Genomic DNA, 21,839 nt, shown 5'->3' with positions numbered 1-21,839 from the left:
AGACTATAGCGCAAAGCGTTGGTGGAAACGCCAGTAACGTCCTTCTTTTGAGATTAATTCGTCATGAGAACCAGATTCAATAATCTGTCCCTGATCCATCACACAAATACGGTCCATTTGCGCCAGCCCACTCAGGCGATGTGTCACCATTATCAGTGTTTTCCCCTGGGTGACTTGCTGCAACAGCATCAGAATTTGCTGTTCGGTGGTGGCATCCAGCCCTTCGGTTGGCTCATCAAGCAGCCAGAGGTCTCCACCGTGCAGCAAGGCCCGTGCAATCGCCAGACGGCGCATCTCGCCACCGGAAAGGGGACGACCACCTTCTCCCATCCAGGCATTCAGCCCCTCGCTGTGTTCAGCCAGATGGCTAAGCCCCACCTGATGCAGGGCGGCGGTAAGTTCTTGATCACTGGCAGCGGGGCAGGCCAGCAGCAGGTTATCCCGTAACGTCTGACTGAACAGATGAACCCGCTGTGTGACGACGCTGATGCGCTGGCGCAGCGAGGTTTCGTCCCAGTTCGCCAGCGGGATCCCGTTCAGCGCGATGCTACCCTGCTGCGCCTCCCAGCCGCGGGTGATCAATGCCAGCAGGCTGGATTTGCCGCATCCGGTAGGCCCAAGCAACGCCAGGTGTTCACCCGTCTGCAGGCTCAGGGAAAAGTTATGCAGCACGGCTTCCGGACGCTGCGGGTAGCTGAACTGAATATTTTCCAGCGTCAGGCTAATGCCCGCTGGCGTGTTGACCCTGGCTGGTGGAAAACGAATAGCCGGAGGTTGATCGATAATTTCCTGCACCCGTTGTGCCGCGCTGGTGACCTGCGTGAGCGGCAAAAATGCCCCGGCAACCGGAGCCAGCGCTTCAAACGCCGCCAGGCCACAAAAGACGAACAGGGCGAGAAATGCCCCTGGGGCGCTGTCCCCGCCGACACCGGCAGCCGCAATCCACAGCAGCAGCGTCACGGTGACACCGGTAATCAGTAACAACAGACTTTGCGCCACAGCCTGCAAACGATGTTGCTTGCGCTGGGCCTGTTGCCAGTCGACCTCCTCACTGTCAAGCTGTGCCCGCCAGCGCGGGGCCGCGCCATAGATTTGCAGTTCAGCCAGTCCGGTGAGCCAGTTCGTGAGTTGTAAACGCCAGTTAGCCTGATGCTGCGCGATCTGCTGGCCCGCACTGGCGCCAAAACGCCAGAACAGCGGCGGTATCACTAACAGCGTTGCCAGCATGATGCCGCCAAGCAATAGCGCCAGCGGCACATCCAGCCAGGCTAAGCCGAGGGTCACAGCAACGATCACCACGGCAGCCCCCACCAGAGGTGAGATCACGCGCAAATAAAGGTGATCGAGCGTATCGACATCGCCAACAAAACGGTTGAGCAGGTCCCCCTGGCGAAACTGCGCCAGCTGTTGCGGGGCCAGCGCGATTAATTTGCTGAAGGTGAAGACGCGTAAATGTTGCAGCACGCGGAAGGTGGCATCGTGGCTGACCAGACGTTCGAAATAACGCGCTGCGGTGCGAATGATCGCTGCACCTCGTACTCCGGCGGCGGGTAACATATAGTTGAAGCTGTACAGACCGGCAACGCCCGCCACCGAAGAGGCAGCCAGGAACCAGCCGGACAGGGTCAGCAAACCAATGCTCGCCAGCAGGGTGGCAATCGCCAGCACCATTCCCAGGCCAAGACGCCACGGATGACGTCGCCATAAACGTAAAAAAGGCATCAGGCTATGCATCAGGCAATCTCCTTCTGACGATGCTGCACCATCTCGCGTAATGGCCCTTCCTGCTGATGCAGCTGTTGCCAGTGACCTTGCTGCACCAACTGACCGTTTTGCATCACCCAGATTTCATCCCAGCTGGCGAGGTCGCTGAGCTGATGGGTAATCATCAGGGTGGTTTGTCGTGTCGCGGCTTGTTTCAGGGCCGCCATCACCCGTTGTTCGCTCTGACTATCCAGTCCTGATCCCGGCTCATCCAGCAACAGCAGTTGCGCCGGTTTCAGCAGCGCACGGGCCACCGCCACACGCTGAGCCTGGCCGACGGATAAGCCTGTCGCGCTATCACCGAGAGGCGTATCCAGCCCCTGGGGCAGCCGTGGCAGAAATTCCGCGACGCCAGCATCATCCAGCGTGCGCTCCAGCTCTGCCTCAGTGACGCTGCGTCCCATCAACACGTTTTCACGCAGAGTGGCAGCAGGTAAGTGCGGGTTTTGCCCCACCCAGGCCAGTTGTTGCTGCCAGCTGGCGCGATCGATGTCACGCAACTCCGTACCGTTGATTTTCAGCGATCCCGCATAAGGCAGAAAGCCGAGCAACACATTCATCAGGGCAGTTTTGCCCGCGCCACTTTGCCCTACCAGCGCCACGCGTTTTCCTGCTGCGAGGCGGAAGGTCAGCGGCTGAGATAGCGCTTCGCCGCGGGCGGTCATCACCACCAGATCGCTGGCTTCCAGCTCAAGAGGCGCGGAAAACGTGACTACTGCGCCTGCTGATGCGGGTGTGTCGGGGCTGTCCTGAAGAAAACGATCCAGTGCATCTGCCCCGCCCACGGCCTGGGCTTTGGCATGGTAAAAGGTGCCTAAATCACGCAGTGGCTGGAAGAATTCCGGGGCGAGGATTAATGCAAGGAAACCGGCAAACAACGTGACGCCGCTGTGGTAATGACCAAAATTCAGCTCGCCAAGGTAGGAGAAGCCGAAATACACCGCCACTACGGCAATCGCCAGTGAAGCGAAAAACTCCAGCACCGCTGACGAGAGGAAGGCCAGACGTAACACCTCCATGGTGCGTTGACGAAAATCGGTGGTGGTACGGCTGATGGCCTGTTGTTCGGCACTGGCACGATCAAACAGGCGCAGCGTCTCGCGGCCACGCAGGCGATCGTAAAAATCCCCGCTGAGTCTGGCCAGCGCGAGGAAATTACGTCGGTTGGCATCGGCAGCGCCCATACCGACCATCGCCATAAACAGCGGAATGAGTGGGGCGGTGACCAGCAAAATCAATCCGGCTGCCCAGTTAATCGGGAAAATCGCCACCAGAATGGCGCAGGGAATAAAAACCGCCAGCGACATTTGCGGCAGATAGCGGGCGTAATATTCCTGCATCTCCTCAATCTGCTCCAGCAGTAGCGTCGCCCAGCTGCCGGCGGGTTTACCCTGAATCCAGGCCGGACCCAGCGCATTCAGTCGGTCCAGCACTTGCTGCCGCAGCGCCCGGCGGATCGCCATCCCCGCGCGCTGACCAGCCATCTCACGGCCATAGTTCAGTGCGGCGCGCAGTACAAAACACAGCAGCAGCAGGGCAAACTGGCTGATAAGTTCAGCGCGGGGTAGATGAGTGATGATCAGCGCCTGTAACAGCGTGGCGAGCAGCCATGCCTGGGCAATGATCACCAGGGCGCTGGCAAAGCCCAGCAGAGAAACCAGACGCAGGCTGCGTGCACCGTGATGACGTTGCTGGCGAAGCCAGCGGATAAGTTCCTGTTGTCGCGATTTGTTCATGCGAAGCCGTTCGATGATCCAGATAAGAAGCCGTGGAGAGGGGAAAACCTCTGCAAGGTCAGGCGCATGAACTGTAGCACGCAGGTAATAAAAAAGGCGACCAAAACAGGTCGCCTCCGGCAATTATGATCAAGTTATTAACAACTTACTTATCGTTTTTAACCAGACCATCAAGGTAACGTTCAGCATCCAACGCTGCCATACAACCGGTACCGGCGGAGGTGATCGCCTGACGATAGATATGGTCCATGACGTCACCGGCGGCAAAGACACCCGGGATGCTGGTTTGGGTGGCGTTGCCGTGCAGACCGGACTGAACTTTGATGTAACCATTTTCCAGCGCCAGCTGACCTTCGAAGATCGCCGTGTTAGGGCTATGGCCGATAGCGACGAACAGACCGGCAACTTCCAGCGATGCTGGCTCTTCACCTTTGGTTGACAGCAGTTTCAAACCGGTCACACCCATCTGATCACCCACCACTTCATCCAGGGTGCGATCGGTATGCAACACGATATTGCCGTTGCGCACTTTTTCCATCAGACGATCGATAAGGATCTTCTCGGCGCGGAAGTTGTCACGGCGGTGAATCAGGTGAACTTCAGCAGCGATATTCGCCAGGTACAGCGCTTCTTCCACGGCGGTGTTACCCCCGCCAATTACCGCGACTTTCTGGTTGCGGTAGAAGAAACCGTCACAGGTGGCGCAGGCCGATACGCCTTTGCCTTTAAACGCTTCTTCAGAAGGCAGGCCAAGGTAACGGGCAGAAGCACCGGTGGCGATGATCAGTGCGTCCGCGGTGTATTCGCCGCTGTCACCGGTCAGGCGGAACGGACGGTTCTGCAAATCAACGGTGTGAATATGATCGAAAATGATCTCGGTGTTGAACTTCTCCGCATGCTCATGCATACGTTCCATCAGCGATGGACCTGTCAGATCGTGCGGGTCGCCCGGCCAGTTTTCCACTTCAGTGGTGGTGGTGAGCTGACCACCTTTTTCCAGACCGGTAATCAAGACCGGATTCAGGTTGGCGCGTGCGGCATAGACTGCCGCAGTGTAACCGGCAGGGCCGGAGCCCAGAATGAGCAGCTTACTGTGTTTGGCCGTACTCATGTGTTCCTCAGTTTCTTGTCTGACAACATAGCGAATGATTGTAGGGAAATTACCGGCGCAAAAAAAGTCTTGAGCGATTTTGTTAACAATCGCTGCAAGCGGCGTAGACGATGAGTGGTGATTCTGCACGCCGATTGCGCCAAAAGGGGGCAATGCTCGGTAATTTGTGGTGCAGCTGTATAAAAAATCTCATTAGAAAACAGGAACCCAGCACTCTGTATGGCATCTTGTACTGAATTTGGATGTTTTACTTTGACAATCGCCTGCGCATTTGCGAAAACATTATCAGAAGCAGAGAAGATTTAGCGATTCGAAACAGAATTTCATGCCTGTTTTGGTTTGTTTCGCCAAATAAACTCAGCCTGACATTGGTAATGACGCATGATGTGGACAGACAACATGCGTCATACGGATGGTCGCATTACTGCACAGGCTTATGGTCTTCACTTCGAGTAAGGCCCTGAACAATGAACGTTTTCAGGGTGTGGCAGGTTAAGGGAAGGAATTAAGAGAGACAATAATAATGGTAGACAATAAGAAGCGCCCCGGAAAAGATCTGGACCGAATCGACCGCAACATCCTCAACGAATTGCAAAAGGATGGTCGTATTTCCAATGTTGAGCTTTCGAAACGTGTGGGCTTATCGCCGACGCCGTGTCTTGAGCGTGTTCGCCGCCTGGAACGTCAGGGTTTCATTCTTGGTTATACTGCACAGCTCAACCCGCATTATCTCGATGCTTCACTGCTGGTGTTTGTTGAGATTACTCTGAATCGTGGTGCGCCCGATGTGTTTGAGCAATTTAACGCCGCCGTGCAAAAACTTGAGGAAACTCAAGAGTGTCACCTCGTTTCCGGTGACTTTGACTATCTGCTGAAAACCCGTGTGCCGGATATGTCAGCGTATCGTAAACTGTTGGGCGAAACCTTGCTGCGCCTGCCAGGCGTGAACGACACCCGCACCTATGTGGTAATGGAAGAGGTCAAACAGAGCAATCGTCTGGTGATCAAAACCCGTTAACGCAGGGCAGGTGCAAAACTTGCAGGATTTCGGTACACTCCTGTGAATTCATACAGGACCAGCGTCGGGCGTGCCCGACGCTGTTGCCTTCTTAATTTACAGGCACCTGGAGAGTTCTCTTGAGCCAGGAATATACAGAAGACAAAGACGTTTCATTACAACCGCTGAGCAGCGGACGTCGGCTGCTTGAAGCGTTGCTCATCCTTGTGGCCTTGTTCGCCATCTATCTGATGGTTTCTTTGGTCAGTTTTAACCCTTCCGATCCCAGTTGGTCGCAGACGGCCTGGCACGAGCCTATCCATAATTTGGGTGGCAGCGTGGGGGCATGGCTGGCTGATACCTTGCTGTTTATCTTCGGCGTGATGGCCTATGCCATTCCTCCGGTGATCATCGGCTTATGCTGGATAACCTTCCGCCAGCGCGATCGCCACGACTACATCGACTACTTTGCCGTTGGGCTACGTCTGATTGGCGTGCTGGCGCTGGTGGTCACCACCTGTGGTCTGGCGGCACTAAATGCTGACGATATCTGGTATTTCGCCTCCGGTGGCGTGATCGGCAGTCTGATCAGCAACGCCATGGCGCCCTGGTTCAGCTCGGCAGGCGGCACCTTAACGCTGCTGTGCGTGTGGGCTGCGGGCATTACGCTCTATACCGGATGGTCATGGCTGACGATTGCCGAAAGAATTGGTGGCGTGGTGATGGGGGTGCTGACGTTTGCCAGCAATCGCTCCCGTCATGATGAACCCTGGCAGGAAGATGATGAGTATGAGGACGAAGATGAACATCAGCAGGCGGATGACGTTGTTCCCCCGCTGCGTGCCGCTGCGTCTGATGACGATGATGTTCTGCTGGCTAAACCCCGTAAGGTGAATGAAGCGCCACTGGCCGATGTGCAGGATGATCCGTTGCTGGCGAAAGCCAGTGCCGCGACGGCTGCCGCCATTGCCGTGAGCAGTGAAGCCGCTTTGCAGGAGCCGCAGGTTGCGCCAGCGGCTCCGCTCCAGCCAGCAGAAACAGCTGCGCCGCAGCCTGTGACGCAACCCGTGCAGCCGACGCAGCCTGCTCCGGTCGTCCCCGTTGCAGCACCTCAGCCGCCGTTGTATCGGTTTGAGGTTCCTGCTGAGACACCCGCATTCTCCCCGGTGGATGACGATGATGGTCCACAGATGGGTAACTGGCAGGATGCTGCGCAGGTCCCGTCAGCGCTGAACACCACGGCCAGCGCCGCCCTGGCTGCCGGAGCGGTCAAGGCCGCATCATCCAGTGCGCCTTACATGCCAGCGTTCGATGTGGTGCCGGAGCGTGATTACAATCCGCAGGTTAAACAGGGTATTGGCCCGGAACTGCCTCGTCCGAATCCGGTGAAACTGCCGACACGACGTGAACTGGCATCCTATGGTATCAAACTGCCGTCGCAGCGGATGGCGGAAGAGAAAGCCAGAGAGACAGAGCAGCCGGTGTCGTCACCTGTGCTGGATCAGCTTGCGGCTGATGATGCAGAAGCTTTGCAGCAGGCGCAGTTGCGTGATGCTTTCCAGTCGCAGCAACAGCAGCGTTATGGCGAAAGCTGGCACACGGAAGCCGCAGCGGAAGACGAAGAAGCGTTGCAACAGGCACAGCTGGCGCGCCAGTTTGCTGAGCAGCAGCAACAGCGTTATGGGGAAGAAAAAGCGCCTGAGCCTGATGACGGACCGGTATTTAACCTCGATACCTCGTCAGCGTTTGATTTCTCACCGATGAAAGATCTGGTGGATGACAGCCCAACTGAGCCGTTGTTCACCATCGCGGCGACACCGGAACCCGAAGTTCCTGCGCCCACACAGTGGCAACAACCGGTTGCGCCGCAGCCACAGGTGGAGACTTCCTTTGATGAGGAAAGCAGCCCGTGGTCCGCTGCTGAGCCTGAACCCACTGTGGAAGAAAAACCCGCGAAACCGGTGCAGGATAGCTTGTTCCATCCGTTCCTGGTTCGCCATGAACAGCCGCTGGAGCGTCCTTCTACGCCGCTGCCGACCCTCGATCTGCTGACGCAGCCGCCAGCGGAAGAGGAGCCGGTGGATATGTTTGCGCTGGAACAGACGGCGCGCCTGGTGGAAGCCCGTCTGGCCGATTATCGCGTCAAAGCGGAAGTGGTGGGGATCTCTCCTGGCCCGGTTATCACCCGTTTTGAACTGGATCTGGCACCGGGCGTTAAAGCCGCGCGTATCTCCAACTTGTCGCGCGATCTGGCCCGTTCGCTTTCCGCTGTGGCAGTGCGTGTGGTGGAAGTGATTCCTGGCAAGCCCTATGTGGGTCTGGAACTGCCGAACAAACATCGTCAGACGGTTTATCTGCGCGAAGTGCTGGATTGTGCCAAATTCCGCGACAATCCTTCGCCACTGGCGGTGGTGTTGGGGAAAGACATTGCCGGCCAGCCGGTGGTGGCCGATCTGGCTAAAATGCCGCATTTGCTGGTAGCCGGTACTACCGGTTCGGGTAAATCCGTCGGCGTTAACGCCATGATCATCAGCATGCTGTATAAAGCCACGCCAGAAGAAGTGCGCTTTATCATGATCGACCCGAAAATGCTGGAGCTTTCCGTATACGAAGGTATTCCACATCTGCTGACGGAAGTGGTCACCGACATGAAAGACGCCGCCAATGCGCTGCGCTGGAGTGTGGGTGAGATGGAACGGCGTTATAAGCTGATGTCGGCGCTTGGCGTGCGTAACCTTGCCGGTTACAACGAAAAAGTCGAGCAGGCTGAAGCGATGGGGCGTCCGATTCCCGATCCGTTCTGGAAACCGGGCGACAGCATGGATATCACGCCTCCGGTTCTGGAAAAACTGCCTTACATCGTGGTGATGGTCGATGAATTTGCTGACCTGATGATGGCGGTTGGCAAGAAAGTGGAAGAACTGATCGCCCGTCTGGCTCAGAAAGCGCGTGCGGCAGGCATCCACTTAGTGCTGGCAACCCAGCGTCCGTCGGTGGATGTGATTACCGGGTTAATCAAAGCTAACATCCCGACACGTATCGCCTTTACCGTATCGAGTAAAATTGACTCGCGTACCATCCTCGATCAGGGCGGTGCAGAATCGCTGCTGGGGATGGGTGACATGCTGTATATGCCGCCTAACTCGTCGCTGCCGATGCGTGTCCACGGCGCGTTTGTGCGCGACCAGGAAGTGCATGCTGTCGTGCAGGACTGGAAAGCGCGTGGACGACCGCAGTATATCGATAGCATTACCGCGGGCGAAGAGAGTGAAGGTGGTGGGGCTGGTCTGGAAGGTGACGAAGAGCTGGATCCGCTGTTCGATCAGGCGGTGGCTTTTGTGGTGGAGAAACGCCGTGCCTCGATCTCGGGTGTCCAGCGCCAGTTCCGTATCGGTTATAACCGTGCTGCGCGCATTATCGAACAGATGGAAGCGCAGGGCATTGTGTCCGAACCTGGACATAACGGTAACCGTGAGGTGCTGTCGCCACCACCGCATGAGATGTAACCCGATGCAGTACCAGCGTTAATCCCGGGCCAGTATTTACTGGCCCATTGTTTATCTGGCAGTCGATCCCCATATCAACGGGAGTTTTCGGCTTTTTCTCCTGTCGAACAGACAGTGCGGCAACTACGTTTATGCAGTAAGTGTCGGGAAACAATGAATAAGGAATCGAATCAGATGAAATTACGCGTTATTGCCTGTGGTCTGCTGGCCTCTTTTCTTTCTGCTTCCGTGCTGGCGGATGCGTCCAGTGATTTGCAGCAGCGTCTGAATAAAGTGAGCAGCTTCCATGCCAGTTTCAGCCAGAAAGTCACCGATGGTAGCGGTGCGAATGTGCAGGATGGAGAAGGCGAACTGTGGGTCAAACGTCCGAGCCTGTTTAACTGGCATATGACGGCTCCGGATGAGAGCGTGATCATTTCCGATGGTAAAACGCTGTGGTTCTATAATCCCTTTGTGGAACAGGTCAGTGCCAGCTGGTTGAAGAATGCCACCAGCAACACGCCGTTTATGCTGATTGCCCGTAACCAGCCGAGTGACTGGAAGCAATATAACATTAAGCAGCAGGGCGATAATTTTGAGCTGACGCCAAAAAGCAGCGACGGTAATCTCAAGCAATTCACCATTACGGTAACGCCGTCAGGCACTATTAATCAGTTCAGCGCGATTGAGCAGGATGGCCAGCGCAGCAGCTATCAGCTCAAAAGCCAGACCAATGGTGCTATCAGCCCGGACAAATTCACCTTTACGCCGCCTAAAGGGGTAACGGTAGACGATCAACGTCAGTGAGGTCACGGTGAGTAACCTTTCCCTGGATTTCTCCTCCAGTAATGAATTTCAGCCACTGGCCGCGCGTATGCGGCCGGTGACGTTGCAGCAATACATCGGTCAGCAACATTTACTGGCACCCGGTAAACCGCTGCCGCGCGCGATTGAAGCGGGCCATCTGCATTCGATGATTCTGTGGGGGCCGCCAGGGACGGGGAAAACGACACTGGCAGAGATTATCGGACATTACGGCAAAGCCGATGTCGAGCGTATCTCTGCGGTGACCTCCGGGGTGAAAGAGATTCGCGAAGCGATTGAACGTGCCCGGCAAAATCGTCAGGTCGGTCGTCGCACTATCCTGTTCGTGGATGAGGTGCATCGCTTTAATAAAAGCCAGCAGGATGCGTTTTTACCGCATATCGAAGATGGCACCATCACCTTTATTGGTGCCACCACGGAAAACCCATCGTTTGAACTGAACTCGGCGCTGCTGTCGCGGGCGCGTGTTTATCTGCTGAAATCGTTAACCACGGCGGATATTGAGCAGGTTCTGCAGCAGGCAATGCAGGACAAGGAACGAGGCTATGGCAACAGCGACATTTTGCTGCCGGACAATACCCGGCGCATGATTGCCGAGCTGGTGAATGGTGATGCACGTCGGGCTCTGAACACGCTGGAGATGATGTCCGATATGGCGGAGATCAATGCTCAGGGCCAACGCGAGCTGACGCCACAGCTACTTAATGAGGTCTCGGGTGAGCGGGCTGCGCGCTTTGATAATAAAGGCGACCGTTTTTATGATCTGATTTCCGCCTTGCATAAGTCGGTACGGGGTTCCGCGCCGGATGCGGCATTGTATTGGTATGCGCGGATTATCACCGCCGGTGGTGATCCGCTGTATGTGGCGCGTCGCCTGCTGGCGATCGCCTCAGAGGATGTCGGTAATGCCGATCCACGAGGGATGCAAGTGGCGATTGCTGCCTGGGATTGTTTTACCCGCGTAGGACCAGCCGAAGGCGAGCGGGCCATCGCCCAGGCCATTGTTTATCTGGCGAGTGCGCCCAAAAGTAATGCTGTCTATACCGCCTTCAAAGCGGCGATGCATGATGCGCGTGAGTTCCCTGATTACGATGTTCCTGAGCATCTGCGCAACGCACCCACCAGGCTGATGAAAGAGATGGGGCTGGGTAAAGAGTATCGCTACGCCCATGACGAACCGAATGCGTTCGCCGCAGGTGAAGTTTACTTCCCACCGGAAATGGCACAAACACGCTACTATCATCCCACCAACCGTGGGCTTGAAGGGAAAATTGGCGAAAAACTCGCCTGGCTGGCTGAACAGGATCAAAATAGCCCGATAAAACGCTACCGCTCCTAAAGACGTTACGGTAAGGTGAGCAAGGAATTCAATGCATTCCAGAGGGATGCATCCCTTCATTCGTTCAATCAACCTTAATTACACAGGATAAGCATGCTCGATCCCAATCTGCTGCGTAACGAGCCAGACGCAGTCGCAGAAAAACTGGCACGCCGGGGATTTAAACTGGATTTGGAAACGCTGCGCTCCCATGAAGAGCGTCGTAAAGTATTGCAGGTCGAAACAGAAAATCTGCAGGCTGAGCGTAACTCCCGATCCAAATCCATCGGTCAGGCCAAAGCCCGTGGGGAAGACATCGAGCCGCTGCGTCAGGAAGTGAACGCGCTGGGCGAACGCCTGGATGCTGCTAAAGCAGAACTGGATGCCCTGCAGAACGAAATCCGTGATTTTGCGCTGGCACTGCCAAACCTGCCGGCAGACGAAGTCCCGCTGGGTAAAGATGACACCGAAAACCTCGAAGTTGCACGCTGGGGTGAACCACGCAAGTTTGATTTCCAGGTCAAAGATCATGTGGAGCTGGGTGAGCAGGCGAAAGGATTAGATTTCGCGTCGGCGGTGAAACTGACCGGCTCACGTTTTGTGGTCATGCAGGGTCAGATTGCCCGTCTGCATCGCGCCCTGAGCCAGTTTATGCTTGATCTGCATACCCAGCAGCACGGTTATCTTGAGACCTATGTGCCTTACCTGGTTAACCAGGACACGCTGTATGGCACTGGTCAGCTGCCGAAGTTTGGTGGAGACCTGTTCCATACCAAACCGCTGGATGAAGAAGCGGGCAGCAGCAACTACGCGCTGATTCCGACGGCGGAAGTGCCGCTGACCAACCTGGTCCGCGATGAAATCGTCGAAGAAGAAAACCTGCCGCTTAAACTGACTGCACATACGCCATGCTTCCGTTCTGAAGCGGGTTCCTATGGCCGTGATACGCGTGGTTTGATCCGTATGCACCAGTTCGACAAAGTGGAGATGGTGCAGATTGTGGCACCGGAAACCTCCATGCAGGCGCTGGAAGAACTGGTCGGTCATGCCGAGAAAGTGCTGCAACTGCTGAATCTGCCATACCGTAAAGTGCTGCTGTGCACCGGTGATATGGGCTTTGGTTCCACCAAAACCTATGATCTCGAAGTGTGGTTACCGGCTCAGAATACCTACCGTGAGATCTCCTCCTGCTCCAATATGTGGGATTTCCAGGCGCGTCGTATGCAAGCACGTTGCCGCAGTAAGACAGAGAAGAAACCTCGTCTGGTCCATACCCTGAACGGTTCTGGCCTGGCGGTAGGTCGTACGCTGGTCGCGGTGCTGGAAAACTACCAGCAGGCGGATGGTCGTATTGAAGTGCCTGAAGTTCTGCGTCCTTATATGGGCGGCATTGAATTTATTGGTTAATCTTCCGCTGTATTTAAAAACCCGGTTATGCCGGGTTTTTTTATTTCTTAAGTACAAAGCGGTTTAATCTTTGCCGCGGATTAATCAGAAATAAACGTTATCGATACTATCCCGCCTCTGTTGCCTAAAAATATGCAAATTCATAGAGATAGCCAAACGGTAGAGAATGTTCTTTCGTACTCTAACTAACTGAAGATAAAAAAATTAAATTGTTCAGCAGCAAAATGTGCGGCGGTTTTTTTTTGCACATTGACTTTAAAATAGCGAATGGCAAACTGCGCGCAATTCTCTCCAATTCTTTGGTTTTTATCCCTATGTCAACCTGGTCGCGCCCCGTCCTGCTACTGCTTTGCGGTTTGCTGCTTCTGACGGTGTCTATTGCTGTGCTTAATACGCTGGTGCCGTTATGGCTGACGCATGATCAACTGCCGACCTGGCAGGTGGGGATGGTCAGTTCATCGTATTATACCGGTAATCTGGCGGGCACTCTGCTCGCTGGCTTGTTGATCACGCATTACGGTTTTAACCGTTGTTACTATCTGGCGACCGTGCTGTTTGCCGTTGCGACGGTGGGGATGGTACTGTTGGATGGTTTCTACAGCTGGACTCTGCTGCGTTTTGTCGCGGGTGTTGGCTGTGCGCTGATGTGGGTAGTGGTTGAAAGCGCCTTGTTGTGCAGCGGCACGGTGCGCAATCGCGGCCAGCTGCTGGCTGCGTATATGATCATTTATTATCTTGGCACCGTTGCCGGACAATTGCTGGTCAGCCGGGTATCGACCGAACTGCTGCATGTCATTCCGTGGGTCACGGCGCTGGTGTTGTGTGCGGTGCTGCCGGTGGTGTTTGTGCGCGTCAATGCCGGTGCTGCCAGCGAAGACGCTTCACCGGGTCGCATCTGGCCAATGTTGCGTCGCCGCAGCTCCCGCCTCGGTATTAACGGCTGCATTATTTCCGGTATTGTGCTGGGTTCACTTTACGGCCTGATGCCGCTGTATCTTGCTCATCAGGGCATGAGCGATGCAACCGTCGGGTACTGGATGGCGTTGCTGGTGAGTTCAGGCATTGTGGGGCAGTGGCCGGTTGGCCGTCTGGCCGACCGCTTCGGTCGTCTGCTGGTGCTGCGTGTTCAGGTGTTTGTGGTGATTCTGGGCGCGATTGCCATGCTCAGCGATGCCGCCATGGCTCCGGCGTTGTTCGTGTTGGGTCTGGCTGGATTTACGCTGTATCCGGTGGCAATGTCCTGGGCGTGTGAAACGGTCCCGCATCATGAACTGGTGGCAATGAACCAGGCGCTGTTATTCAGCTACACCATTGGCAGCCTGGTGGGGCCGGGTATGACGGCGATGCTGATGCAAAGCTACTCTGACCGTCTGCTGTTTGTGATGATTGCAGTGGTCGCGCTGGTTTATCTGGTGATGTTGCTGCGTAAGGCGGATCATCATGCCACGCCGGTGGCCCACGCCTAAAGCATACGTTGTGGCGGCGCAATTGACTGCGCCGCTACGATTTAATACATCACTTGGTGCCCATAGCCGGTGAGAATATTCTTCACCCGTTCCATGGTCTCTTTGCTGGGCGGTTTTACCCCTTCCAGTTTGTACTCTTCACCCATGGCAATCCATTTATGCTTACCTAATTCGTGGTAAGGCAACAGTTCGATCTTTTCAATGTTATCCATGTCTTTGGTAAATTCTCCCAGCCGATGGACTGAATCGTCATCATCGGAATAGCCGGGAACCACCACAAAGCGAATCCAGGTGCGGATTCCTTTCTTCTGCAAATAGTGGGCAAAATCCAGCGTACGGTGGTTGGAAACGCCGACCAGAATCTGATGAATATCGTCATTGATTTGTTTCAGGTCGAGCATCACCAGATCGGTCACTTCGAGTAACTCGTCGATGATCGGATCGTAGCGACGCACAAAACCATTGGTATCCAGACAGGTATTTATTCCCTCGGCCCGACAGGCGCGGAACCAGTCACGCACGAACTCTGCCTGCAGGATAGCCTCGCCGCCGGATGCCGTGACACCGCCGCCAGAGGCGTTCATGAAGTGCCGGTACGCCAGCACGTCTTTCATCAGCTCCTCAACGGTCACCTCTTTACCACCGTGAGTATCCCAGGTATCACGATTGTGGCAGTAAAGGCAGCGCATCAGGCAGCCCTGGAAGAAGGTAATAAAGCGGATGCCTGGGCCGTCAACGGTGCCGCAGGATTCAAAGGAGTGGATACGACCGATGGCTGACATTGCGATGAGTTCTCCGGTTAGCCTGAAATCAGGCGGCACAATCTTTGTTGTGCTCTGAGGTTTAAGTCGGTTTTGCCAGCGTGCCTGAGATAAGCCTTCTGGCAAAACGACCTGGAGAAAAGGCTCCCGCAGGAGCCTTTTATTACCGGGATTGAATTACAGGGACTTGGTGAAAGTACGGGTAATCACATCCTGTTGCTGCTCTTTAGTCAGCGAGTTAAAACGTACTGCGTAACCTGAAACACGGATGGTCAGCTGCGGATATTTCTCCGGATGATCCATCGCATCCAGCAACATTTCGCGGTTCATCACGTTAACGTTCAGGTGCTGGCCGCCCTCAATGGTGTTGGCTTCATGATGGAAGTAACCATCCATCAGGCCAGCAAGGTTAGCTTTACGTACGTTGTCGTCTTTGCCCAGCGCATTCGGCACGATGGAGAAGGTATAAGAGATACCATCTTTGGCGTAGGCGAACGGCAGTTTCGCGACGGAAGTCAGTGAAGCCACTGCACCTTTCTGGTCACGTCCGTGCATCGGGTTAGCACCCGGTCCGAACGGTGCACCGGCACGACGACCATCCGGGGTGTTACCGGTTTTCTTACCATAAACCACGTTAGAGGTAATGGTCAGCACAGACTGAGTCGGTACGGCGTTGCGATAGGTTGCCAGTTTCTGAATTTTTTTCATGAAACGTTCAACCAGGTCACAGGCCATGTCATCGACGCGGGCATCGTTGTTACCGAACTGCGGATACTCACCTTCGATTTCGAAATCAACAGCCAGGCCGTCAGCATCACGCACCGGTTTTACTTTGGCGTATTTGATGGCAGACAGGGAGTCAGCAGCCACAGACAGACCAGCGATACCACATGCCATAGTACGGTAAACATCGCGGTCATGCAGTGCCATCAGTGAGGCTTCGTAGCTGTATTTGTCGTGCATGAAATGGATGATGTTCAGGGCGGTGACATACTGTTTTGCCAGCCAGTCCATGAAGTGATCCATGCGCGCCATTACGGTATCGAATTCCAGCACGTCATCAGTGATTGGCGTTTCTTTCGGGCCAACCTGCATTTTCAGTTTTTCATCAACGCCGCCGTTGATTGCGTACAGCAGGGTTTTTGCCAGGTTAGCACGGGCACCGAAGAACTGCATTTGTTTACCGATAACCATCGGGCTAACACAACAGGCGATGGCATAGTCATCGTTGTTGAAGTCAGGGCGCATCAGGTCATCATTTTCATATTGCAGTGATGAGGTATCGATGGAAACTTTGGCCGCGTATTTTTTAAAGTTAATCGGCAGTTTTTCTGACCACAGAATGGTCATGTTAGGTTCCGGTGATGGACCCATGGTGTACAGCGTGTTCAGGAAACGGAAGGTGCTTTTGGTCACCAGAGTACGACCATCAACGCCCATACCAGCCAGAGACTCAGTTGCCCAGATTGGGTCACCAGAGAACAGTTCATCGTATTCCGGAGTACGCAGGAAACGCACCATACGCAGTTTCATGACCAGATGGTCAATCAGTTCCTGAGCTTCATCTTCGGTCAGTTTGCCAGCTTTGATGTCACGTTCAATGTACACATCGAGGAAGGTAGACACACGGCCAAACGACATGGCGGCACCGTTCTGTGATTTAACCGCAGCCAGGTAGCCAAAATAGGTCCACTGTACGGCTTCCTGCGCATTAGTGGCAGGCACAGAGATGTCGCAACCATATTTCGCTGCCATCTCTTTAATCTGACCCAGCGCACGATGCTGTTCAGAAATCTCTTCACGCAGACGGATAGTGGCTTCCAGATTGACGCCGTTTTCCATATCGCTTTGCAGAGAGTTGAACTGTGCAACTTTGTCTTTCATCAGATAGTCGATGCCGTAAAGTGCGACACGACGATAGTCACCAATGATACGGCCACGACCATAGGCATCCGGCAGACCGGTCAGAACACCAGATTTACGGCAGCGCAGAATGTCGGGGGTATAGACATCAAACACGCCCTGGTTATGGGTTTTACGGTAATCAGTGAAGATTTTTTTCAGTGATGGATCCAGTTCGCGGCCATAAACCTTACAGGAGCCTTCCACCATTTTGATGCCGCCAAACGGAATAATGGCACGTTTCAGCGGCGCTTCAGTTTGCAGACCAACGATTTTTTCCAGTGACTTGTTGATGTAACCAGCATCGTGCGCAGTGATGGTTGAAGCGAGGTCGGTATCAAAGTCGACAGGTGCGTGAGTGCGGTTTTCGATTTTGATGCCTTCCAGCACGTTATCCCACAGTTTAGTGGTTGCCGGAGTTGCACCTGCGAGGAATGACTCGTCGCCTTCATAGGGGGTGTAGTTTTTCTGGATGAAGTCGCGTACGTTGACATTGTTCTGCCATTCGCCCGCGCTAAATCCTTCCCAGGCTGACGCCATTTTTTCATTCAGTTCGGTCATGATATACCTGCCTTATTTAGGGAGACTTTGACGTTCAGCGCGCGATGCGCGCCCGTACTAATTTCTTGCTTAATGCACCGGGTCATCACCACGCAGATAGATAACCCAGTAGGTCAAACCGACTAACAACCCACCACCTATGATGTTGCCAATGGTTACAGGAATAAGGTTGTCGACAATAAAGTTACCGACACTGAGCGCCGGGAATTGTGATGCACTGGCGCCCGCCATCTGCCAGAACTCAGGACTGGCGAAATCACGGATGACGATAGCCATCGGGATTAAAAACATGTTAGCGATGCTGTGCTCAAAGCCGCTGGCAACGAACATGGCTACCGGCAAAATCATCGCCACCATTTTGTCCAGCAGGCTGCGGCCGGAATAACTCATCCACACGGCCAGGCAGACCATCAGGTTGGCAAGGGTGCCAAGGCTGACTGCTTCAATAAAGGTATGGTGCATTTTATGGTCGGCAGTTTGCAGCACATTCAGACCCCAGGCACCGTTAGCAACCATGTGCTCACCAGAGAGCCAGATAAGAACCACAAAAAATATCGCACCGATCAGGTTGCCGACATACACATTCAGCCAGTTACGGGCCAGCTGGCCCCAGGTGATACGACCACTGGCTTTCGCCACCACAATCAGCACGGTTGAGGTGAAGAGGTCCGCACCACAAACGACCACCAGCATCAATCCCAGAGAGAAGCAGATACCGCCAATCAGTTTTGCCATGCCATAAGGCATAGCACCACTGCCGGTGGTGGCGGTGATATAGAACACAAAAGCGATAGAAATGAATACGCCAGCGGTAATGGCAAGAAAGAAGGTGGTTAGGGGGTGTTTTGTTGCTTTGTAGACCCCGGCATCTTCAGCAACCTTTGCCATTGCAGCCGGTAATAATGAATTAAACGGGTTGTCAGTTTTCACACTAACGCTCTCCAGGAATTATCTGGGATTAATACTAACAAAGGAGTATAGGTCAGGAATTGATGTGGATCATATTTGCCTGGAGACCAGGCAACCTGAAGTGATTTTTAACGATGAAAATTAAGATAACTTATTGAATTTATTTGTTTAAATTTTTTTTAAAATATACAACTATTGTTGAAGATGACATCTGGAATGATACGAAATTGTTATCGCTGAGCCTCTGCAGGGATACGAAAATGTGACTTGGTGATGGAGAGAAATTAACCGTTGTCGACGGTTACAAAAAAGGCACTGATTTCATTCAGTGCCTTTTTATCTGTTAGCCGGTGTTTATTGCAAAATAATGATATTTATTTTGCCGACCAGTAACGACGCTTAGCAGCCTGTAATTTTTCATAGGCAGCAAGCAGGGATTGGTGCGCCGGGAAGGCTTTCAAATCCAGGTCTACTGCCTGCAGGCCATAGAAAGGTGCCTCACCGCTGATGGCAGCAGAAGCAGCGTCGACGGCAGCTTCGCCATACATACGAATGAATGCACGATGGTACTGCACAGGATCGCGTTCATCTTCCATCGCCAGCAGCAATAGCGTTTGCAGGCAGCGGTAGTAGTTAGCACGCTCTGCGCTGAAGATGGATTGGTTGAATTCCATCGTCCATTCCGTCCAGATCAGCGCCTGATCCAGGTCACCACCGGCCAGTGCCAGCATGGCTTTCAGTTCGCCAATACGCAGCGTATACCAGCCGTTATCTTTACCGGTCGCCAGACCCAGCAGTTCGCGCACACGGGTGAAGTCATCATGGCCTTCATCATCCAGCTGGGTGATCAGCTCCAGATAGGCTTCAGGTTCCCACTGGCTTTCCGGCAGTGCCAGCAGCGTTTCACGCAGCGGAGCGCCCATACTATTGTTGGCCAGCAGCAGGTCTTCAGCCGGATAGATATCCGACATGCCCGGTACGATGATGCGGCAGGCATAGACGCTCAGATGTTCGTAGTCCGCGATGTACACTTCTTTATCTTCAGCGCGGAAAATCGCCATCAGGGTGTCAAATTCTTCCTGCGTGGTACCGGCGAAGCTCCAGTCAACAAACGGATAATCCGCTTCGTCTTTGAACATATCCCAGGAGATCAGACCACTGGAATCGATAAAGTGGGTTTCCAGGTTGGCATGTTCCGCCACTTCTTCGTCATCAAAGGTCGGCGGAGTGAAGACGTCGAGATCCTTCAGGCTGCGGCCCTGCAACAGTTCGGTAACGGTACGCTCCAGCGCGACGCCAAAATCAGGATGTGCACCAAAAGAAGCGAAACAGGTGCCATTCTCCGGGTTGAACAATACGACACAAATAACCGGATAGTTACCGCCGAGTGACGCATCATAGGCGAAGATCGGGAAGCCTTCTGCTTCCAGGCGCGCGATGGCCTCGATCACACCAGGATAACGCTGCATCACTGCGTCAGGAATTTCCGGCAGGCTGATGGACTCAGCAATGATGCGGTTTTTGATATGACGCTCAAAAACTTCTGACAAACCCTGTACGCGGGCTTCGTTTGCGGTATTACCCGCTGACATGCCGTTTGAAACATACAGGTTGCCGATAATATTCATCGGGATATAGACCGTTTGCTGATCCGACTGACGGGTAAAGGGCAGCCCACAAATACCCCGTTCCGCATTACCGGATTGCAGATCGATCAGTTCGCTGGCGCTCAGGCTATCGTCAGGATCATAGAATTTGCGCAGACGGGCGTCGAGAATACCTTCTGGCAGGCTATCGTCATCTGGCAGCGCGAACCACTTCTCGTTTGGGTAGTGAACAAATTCGCCGTTGGCGATGGATTCACCCAGCCAGAAGTCAGCAAAAAAGTAGTTGGTTGAGAGGCGCTCGAAGTATTCGCCCAGCGCGGAAGCCAGCGCTGCCTTTTTACTGGCACCTTTACCGTTGGTAAAGCACAGCGGGCAGTCGCGATCGCGAATATGTACTGACCATACATGCGGGACCGGGTTCAGCCACGAAGCTTCTTCGATGTTGAATCCTAAATCCTGCAATTTGTGCTGGAAGCGTGAAATGGAGTCTTCCAGTGCGGCGTCTTTACCTGGAATAAAAGTTTGCGTCATGATGGCGCTCTCTAAGTCAATGAGGTGGGCGTAAAGCGCGCAATAGTACGGGTTTTGCGCGGCCAGCGCTATACCCGCATATTACAGGCTTCAGGTGTGCTGGCTGTCATCCGATTTTAGTTCGCCGATAAACCTCACAATATTCCATTGCGGATTGCATTTATGACATAAGCTGTCGCCGGGCTGGCTCTGGAAATGTGATCGCGGATGGATTAGTGATTGCAGCCACCCGGAGGCAATGATAAAACCGGTAGGGTATTCATAACCGTTCGATATGACAGTGGTGAGGGGAAATGACGCAGGTTTACAATTTTAGCTCCGGTCCAGCGATGCTGCCGGTTGAAGTGCTCCGTCGTGCAGAACAAGAACTGACAAACTGGCACGGGTTAGGCACCTCGGTGATGGAAATCAGTCACCGTAGTAAAGAGTTTATTCAGGTCGCGGAAGAGGCTGAGAAGGACTTTCGCGATCTGCTGAAAATCCCCGCCAACTACAAAGTTTTATTCTGTCATGGCGGTGCGCGTGCACAGTTTGCTGCCATCCCCGGCAACCTGCTTGGTGCAGCGAAAAGCGCAGATTACATCGATGGCGGTTACTGGGCGCACAGCGCCATCAAAGAGGCTGAGAAATTCTGCTCGCCGAATACCATCGATGTAAAAACCACCCGCGACGGCAAACGTGCCATTCTGCCAATGCGTGAATGGCAGTTGAGCGATGATGCGGCTTATGTCCACTTTTGCCCGAACGAAACCATTGACGGTATCGCGATTGATGAACAGCCGGATTTTGGTGACAAAGTTGTCGTGGCTGACTACTCGTCAACCATCCTGTCTCGTCCGATTGATGTCAGCCGTTATGGTGTGATTTATGCCGGCGCACAGAAAAATATCGGACCGGCTGGCCTGACTCTGGTTATCGTGCGTGAAGATTTGCTTGGCAAAGCTCACAGTTATGTGCCTTCCATCCTTGATTACAAGGTGCTGGCAGAAAACGATTCCATGTTTAACACCCCACCGACCTTCGCGTGGTATCTCTCCGGCCTGGTGTTCAAATGGCTGAAAGAGAAGGGTGGCGTTGCGGAAATGGACAAGCTGAACCAGGCGAAAGCGGACCTGCTTTACGGCGTGATCGATAACAGCAACTTCTATCGTAACGATGTTGCCGCTGAAAACCGTTCACGTATGAACGTACCTTTCCAGCTGGCTGATGCGGCGCTGGACAAAGTATTTCTTGAAGAGTCACTGAAAGCGGGTCTGCATGCGCTGAAAGGCCACCGCGTGGTTGGCGGTATGCGTGCCTCCATCTACAATGCGATGCCGCTGGAAGGTGTTAAAGTTCTGACCGACTTTATGGTCGATTTTGAACGTCGCCACGGCTGATGATTTATTAGTACCAGTCTGACTGGTTTCAGGCCCCGTTTTCGGACGGGGTTTCGTCTTTTCTGGAGATTTGGTTTCAC

General features: G+C 54.0%; 14 protein-coding genes. 7 read left to right on the top strand and 7 right to left on the bottom strand.

Features of this window, described 5'->3' with window-relative positions:
• Window positions 1–3: 3 nt before the first annotated feature.
• From cydC to trxB, 3 genes are all read right to left on the bottom strand, one after another.
• Window positions 4–1,734, bottom strand: coding sequence for a cysteine/glutathione ABC transporter ATP-binding protein/permease CydC (gene cydC, locus PW844_RS01885; RefSeq protein ID WP_299446227.1), 1,731 nt, complete (start codon window positions 1,732–1,734; stop codon window positions 4–6).
• Window positions 1,734–3,500 (bottom strand): cysteine/glutathione ABC transporter permease/ATP-binding protein CydD, encoded by a 1,767-nt coding sequence (gene cydD / locus PW844_RS01880; protein ID WP_299446224.1) that lies wholly within the window; start codon window positions 3,498–3,500, stop codon window positions 1,734–1,736. The genes cydC and cydD overlap by 1 nt, the downstream gene beginning before the upstream one ends.
• A 145-nt stretch (window positions 3,501–3,645) precedes the next feature.
• Window positions 3,646–4,611 carry a thioredoxin-disulfide reductase gene (gene trxB, locus PW844_RS01875; RefSeq protein ID WP_299446221.1) on the bottom strand — a complete coding sequence of 322 codons (966 nt, stop codon included), beginning with the start codon at window positions 4,609–4,611 and terminating at the stop codon, window positions 3,646–3,648.
• A gap of 523 nt (window positions 4,612–5,134) precedes the next feature.
• On the opposite strand from trxB, the gene lrp reads away from it, so the two are divergent.
• The 6 genes from lrp (at window position 5,135) to PW844_RS01845 (ending at window position 14,109) form a co-directional block, all read left to right on the top strand.
• Entirely contained in the window at window positions 5,135–5,629 is a 495-nt protein-coding gene (lrp, locus tag PW844_RS01870) for a leucine-responsive transcriptional regulator Lrp (protein WP_006118610.1), read from the top strand.
• Between the two features lie 119 nt (window positions 5,630–5,748).
• The gene (locus PW844_RS01865; RefSeq protein ID WP_299446210.1) at window positions 5,749–9,114 is read left to right on the top strand and encodes a DNA translocase FtsK 4TM domain-containing protein; all 3,366 of its coding nucleotides are present in this window, start codon (window positions 5,749–5,751) and stop codon (window positions 9,112–9,114) included.
• Window positions 9,115–9,288: 174 nt separating this feature from the next.
• The gene (gene lolA / locus PW844_RS01860; RefSeq protein WP_299446207.1) at window positions 9,289–9,900 is read left to right on the top strand and encodes an outer membrane lipoprotein chaperone LolA; all 612 of its coding nucleotides are present in this window, start codon (window positions 9,289–9,291) and stop codon (window positions 9,898–9,900) included.
• A 7-nt stretch (window positions 9,901–9,907) separates the two neighbouring features.
• A complete protein-coding gene (locus PW844_RS01855; protein ID WP_299446204.1) occupies window positions 9,908–11,257 on the top strand; it encodes a replication-associated recombination protein A in 1,350 nt (449 codons plus the stop codon).
• A gap of 93 nt (window positions 11,258–11,350) precedes the next feature.
• Complete coding sequence (gene serS / locus PW844_RS01850) at window positions 11,351–12,643, top strand: serine--tRNA ligase (RefSeq protein WP_299446201.1); 1,293 nt, start codon at window positions 11,351–11,353, stop codon at window positions 12,641–12,643.
• Window positions 12,644–12,957: 314 nt separating this feature from the next.
• On the top strand, window positions 12,958–14,109 hold the full coding sequence (locus PW844_RS01845) for an MFS transporter (protein ID WP_299446198.1): 1,152 nt from the start codon (window positions 12,958–12,960) through the stop codon (window positions 14,107–14,109).
• Between the two features lie 41 nt (window positions 14,110–14,150).
• Here PW844_RS01845 and pflA read toward each other — a convergent pair whose 3' ends face one another.
• The 4 genes from pflA to ycaO all read right to left on the bottom strand — a co-directional run bounded on the left by pflA (window position 14,151) and on the right by ycaO (window position 20,380).
• Window positions 14,151–14,891 carry a pyruvate formate lyase 1-activating protein gene (gene pflA / locus PW844_RS01840; protein ID WP_299446196.1) on the bottom strand — a complete coding sequence of 247 codons (741 nt, stop codon included), beginning with the start codon at window positions 14,889–14,891 and terminating at the stop codon, window positions 14,151–14,153.
• Window positions 14,892–15,047: 156 nt separating this feature from the next.
• Window positions 15,048–17,333: a formate C-acetyltransferase gene (pflB, locus tag PW844_RS01835; RefSeq protein ID WP_299446193.1), complete on the bottom strand. Its 2,286-nt coding sequence runs from the start codon at window positions 17,331–17,333 to the stop codon at window positions 15,048–15,050.
• A 69-nt stretch (window positions 17,334–17,402) separates the two neighbouring features.
• Window positions 17,403–18,263 carry a formate transporter FocA gene (gene focA / locus PW844_RS01830; protein ID WP_299446190.1) on the bottom strand — a complete coding sequence of 287 codons (861 nt, stop codon included), beginning with the start codon at window positions 18,261–18,263 and terminating at the stop codon, window positions 17,403–17,405.
• Window positions 18,264–18,616: 353 nt separating this feature from the next.
• Window positions 18,617–20,380: a 30S ribosomal protein S12 methylthiotransferase accessory factor YcaO gene (gene ycaO, locus PW844_RS01825; protein WP_299446187.1), complete on the bottom strand. Its 1,764-nt coding sequence runs from the start codon at window positions 20,378–20,380 to the stop codon at window positions 18,617–18,619.
• Between the two features lie 293 nt (window positions 20,381–20,673).
• On the opposite strand from ycaO, the gene serC reads away from it, so the two are divergent.
• A complete protein-coding gene (gene serC, locus PW844_RS01820; protein WP_084873701.1) occupies window positions 20,674–21,759 on the top strand; it encodes a 3-phosphoserine/phosphohydroxythreonine transaminase in 1,086 nt (361 codons plus the stop codon).
• Window positions 21,760–21,839: the final 80 nt, after the last annotated feature.

Source organism: Pantoea sp., assembly GCF_028283705.1.
Lineage (GTDB): Bacteria > Pseudomonadota > Gammaproteobacteria > Enterobacterales > Enterobacteriaceae > Pantoea.
The sequence above is the reverse complement of the archived record's forward strand: the minus strand, read 5'-3'. Positions and strand labels throughout refer to the sequence as shown.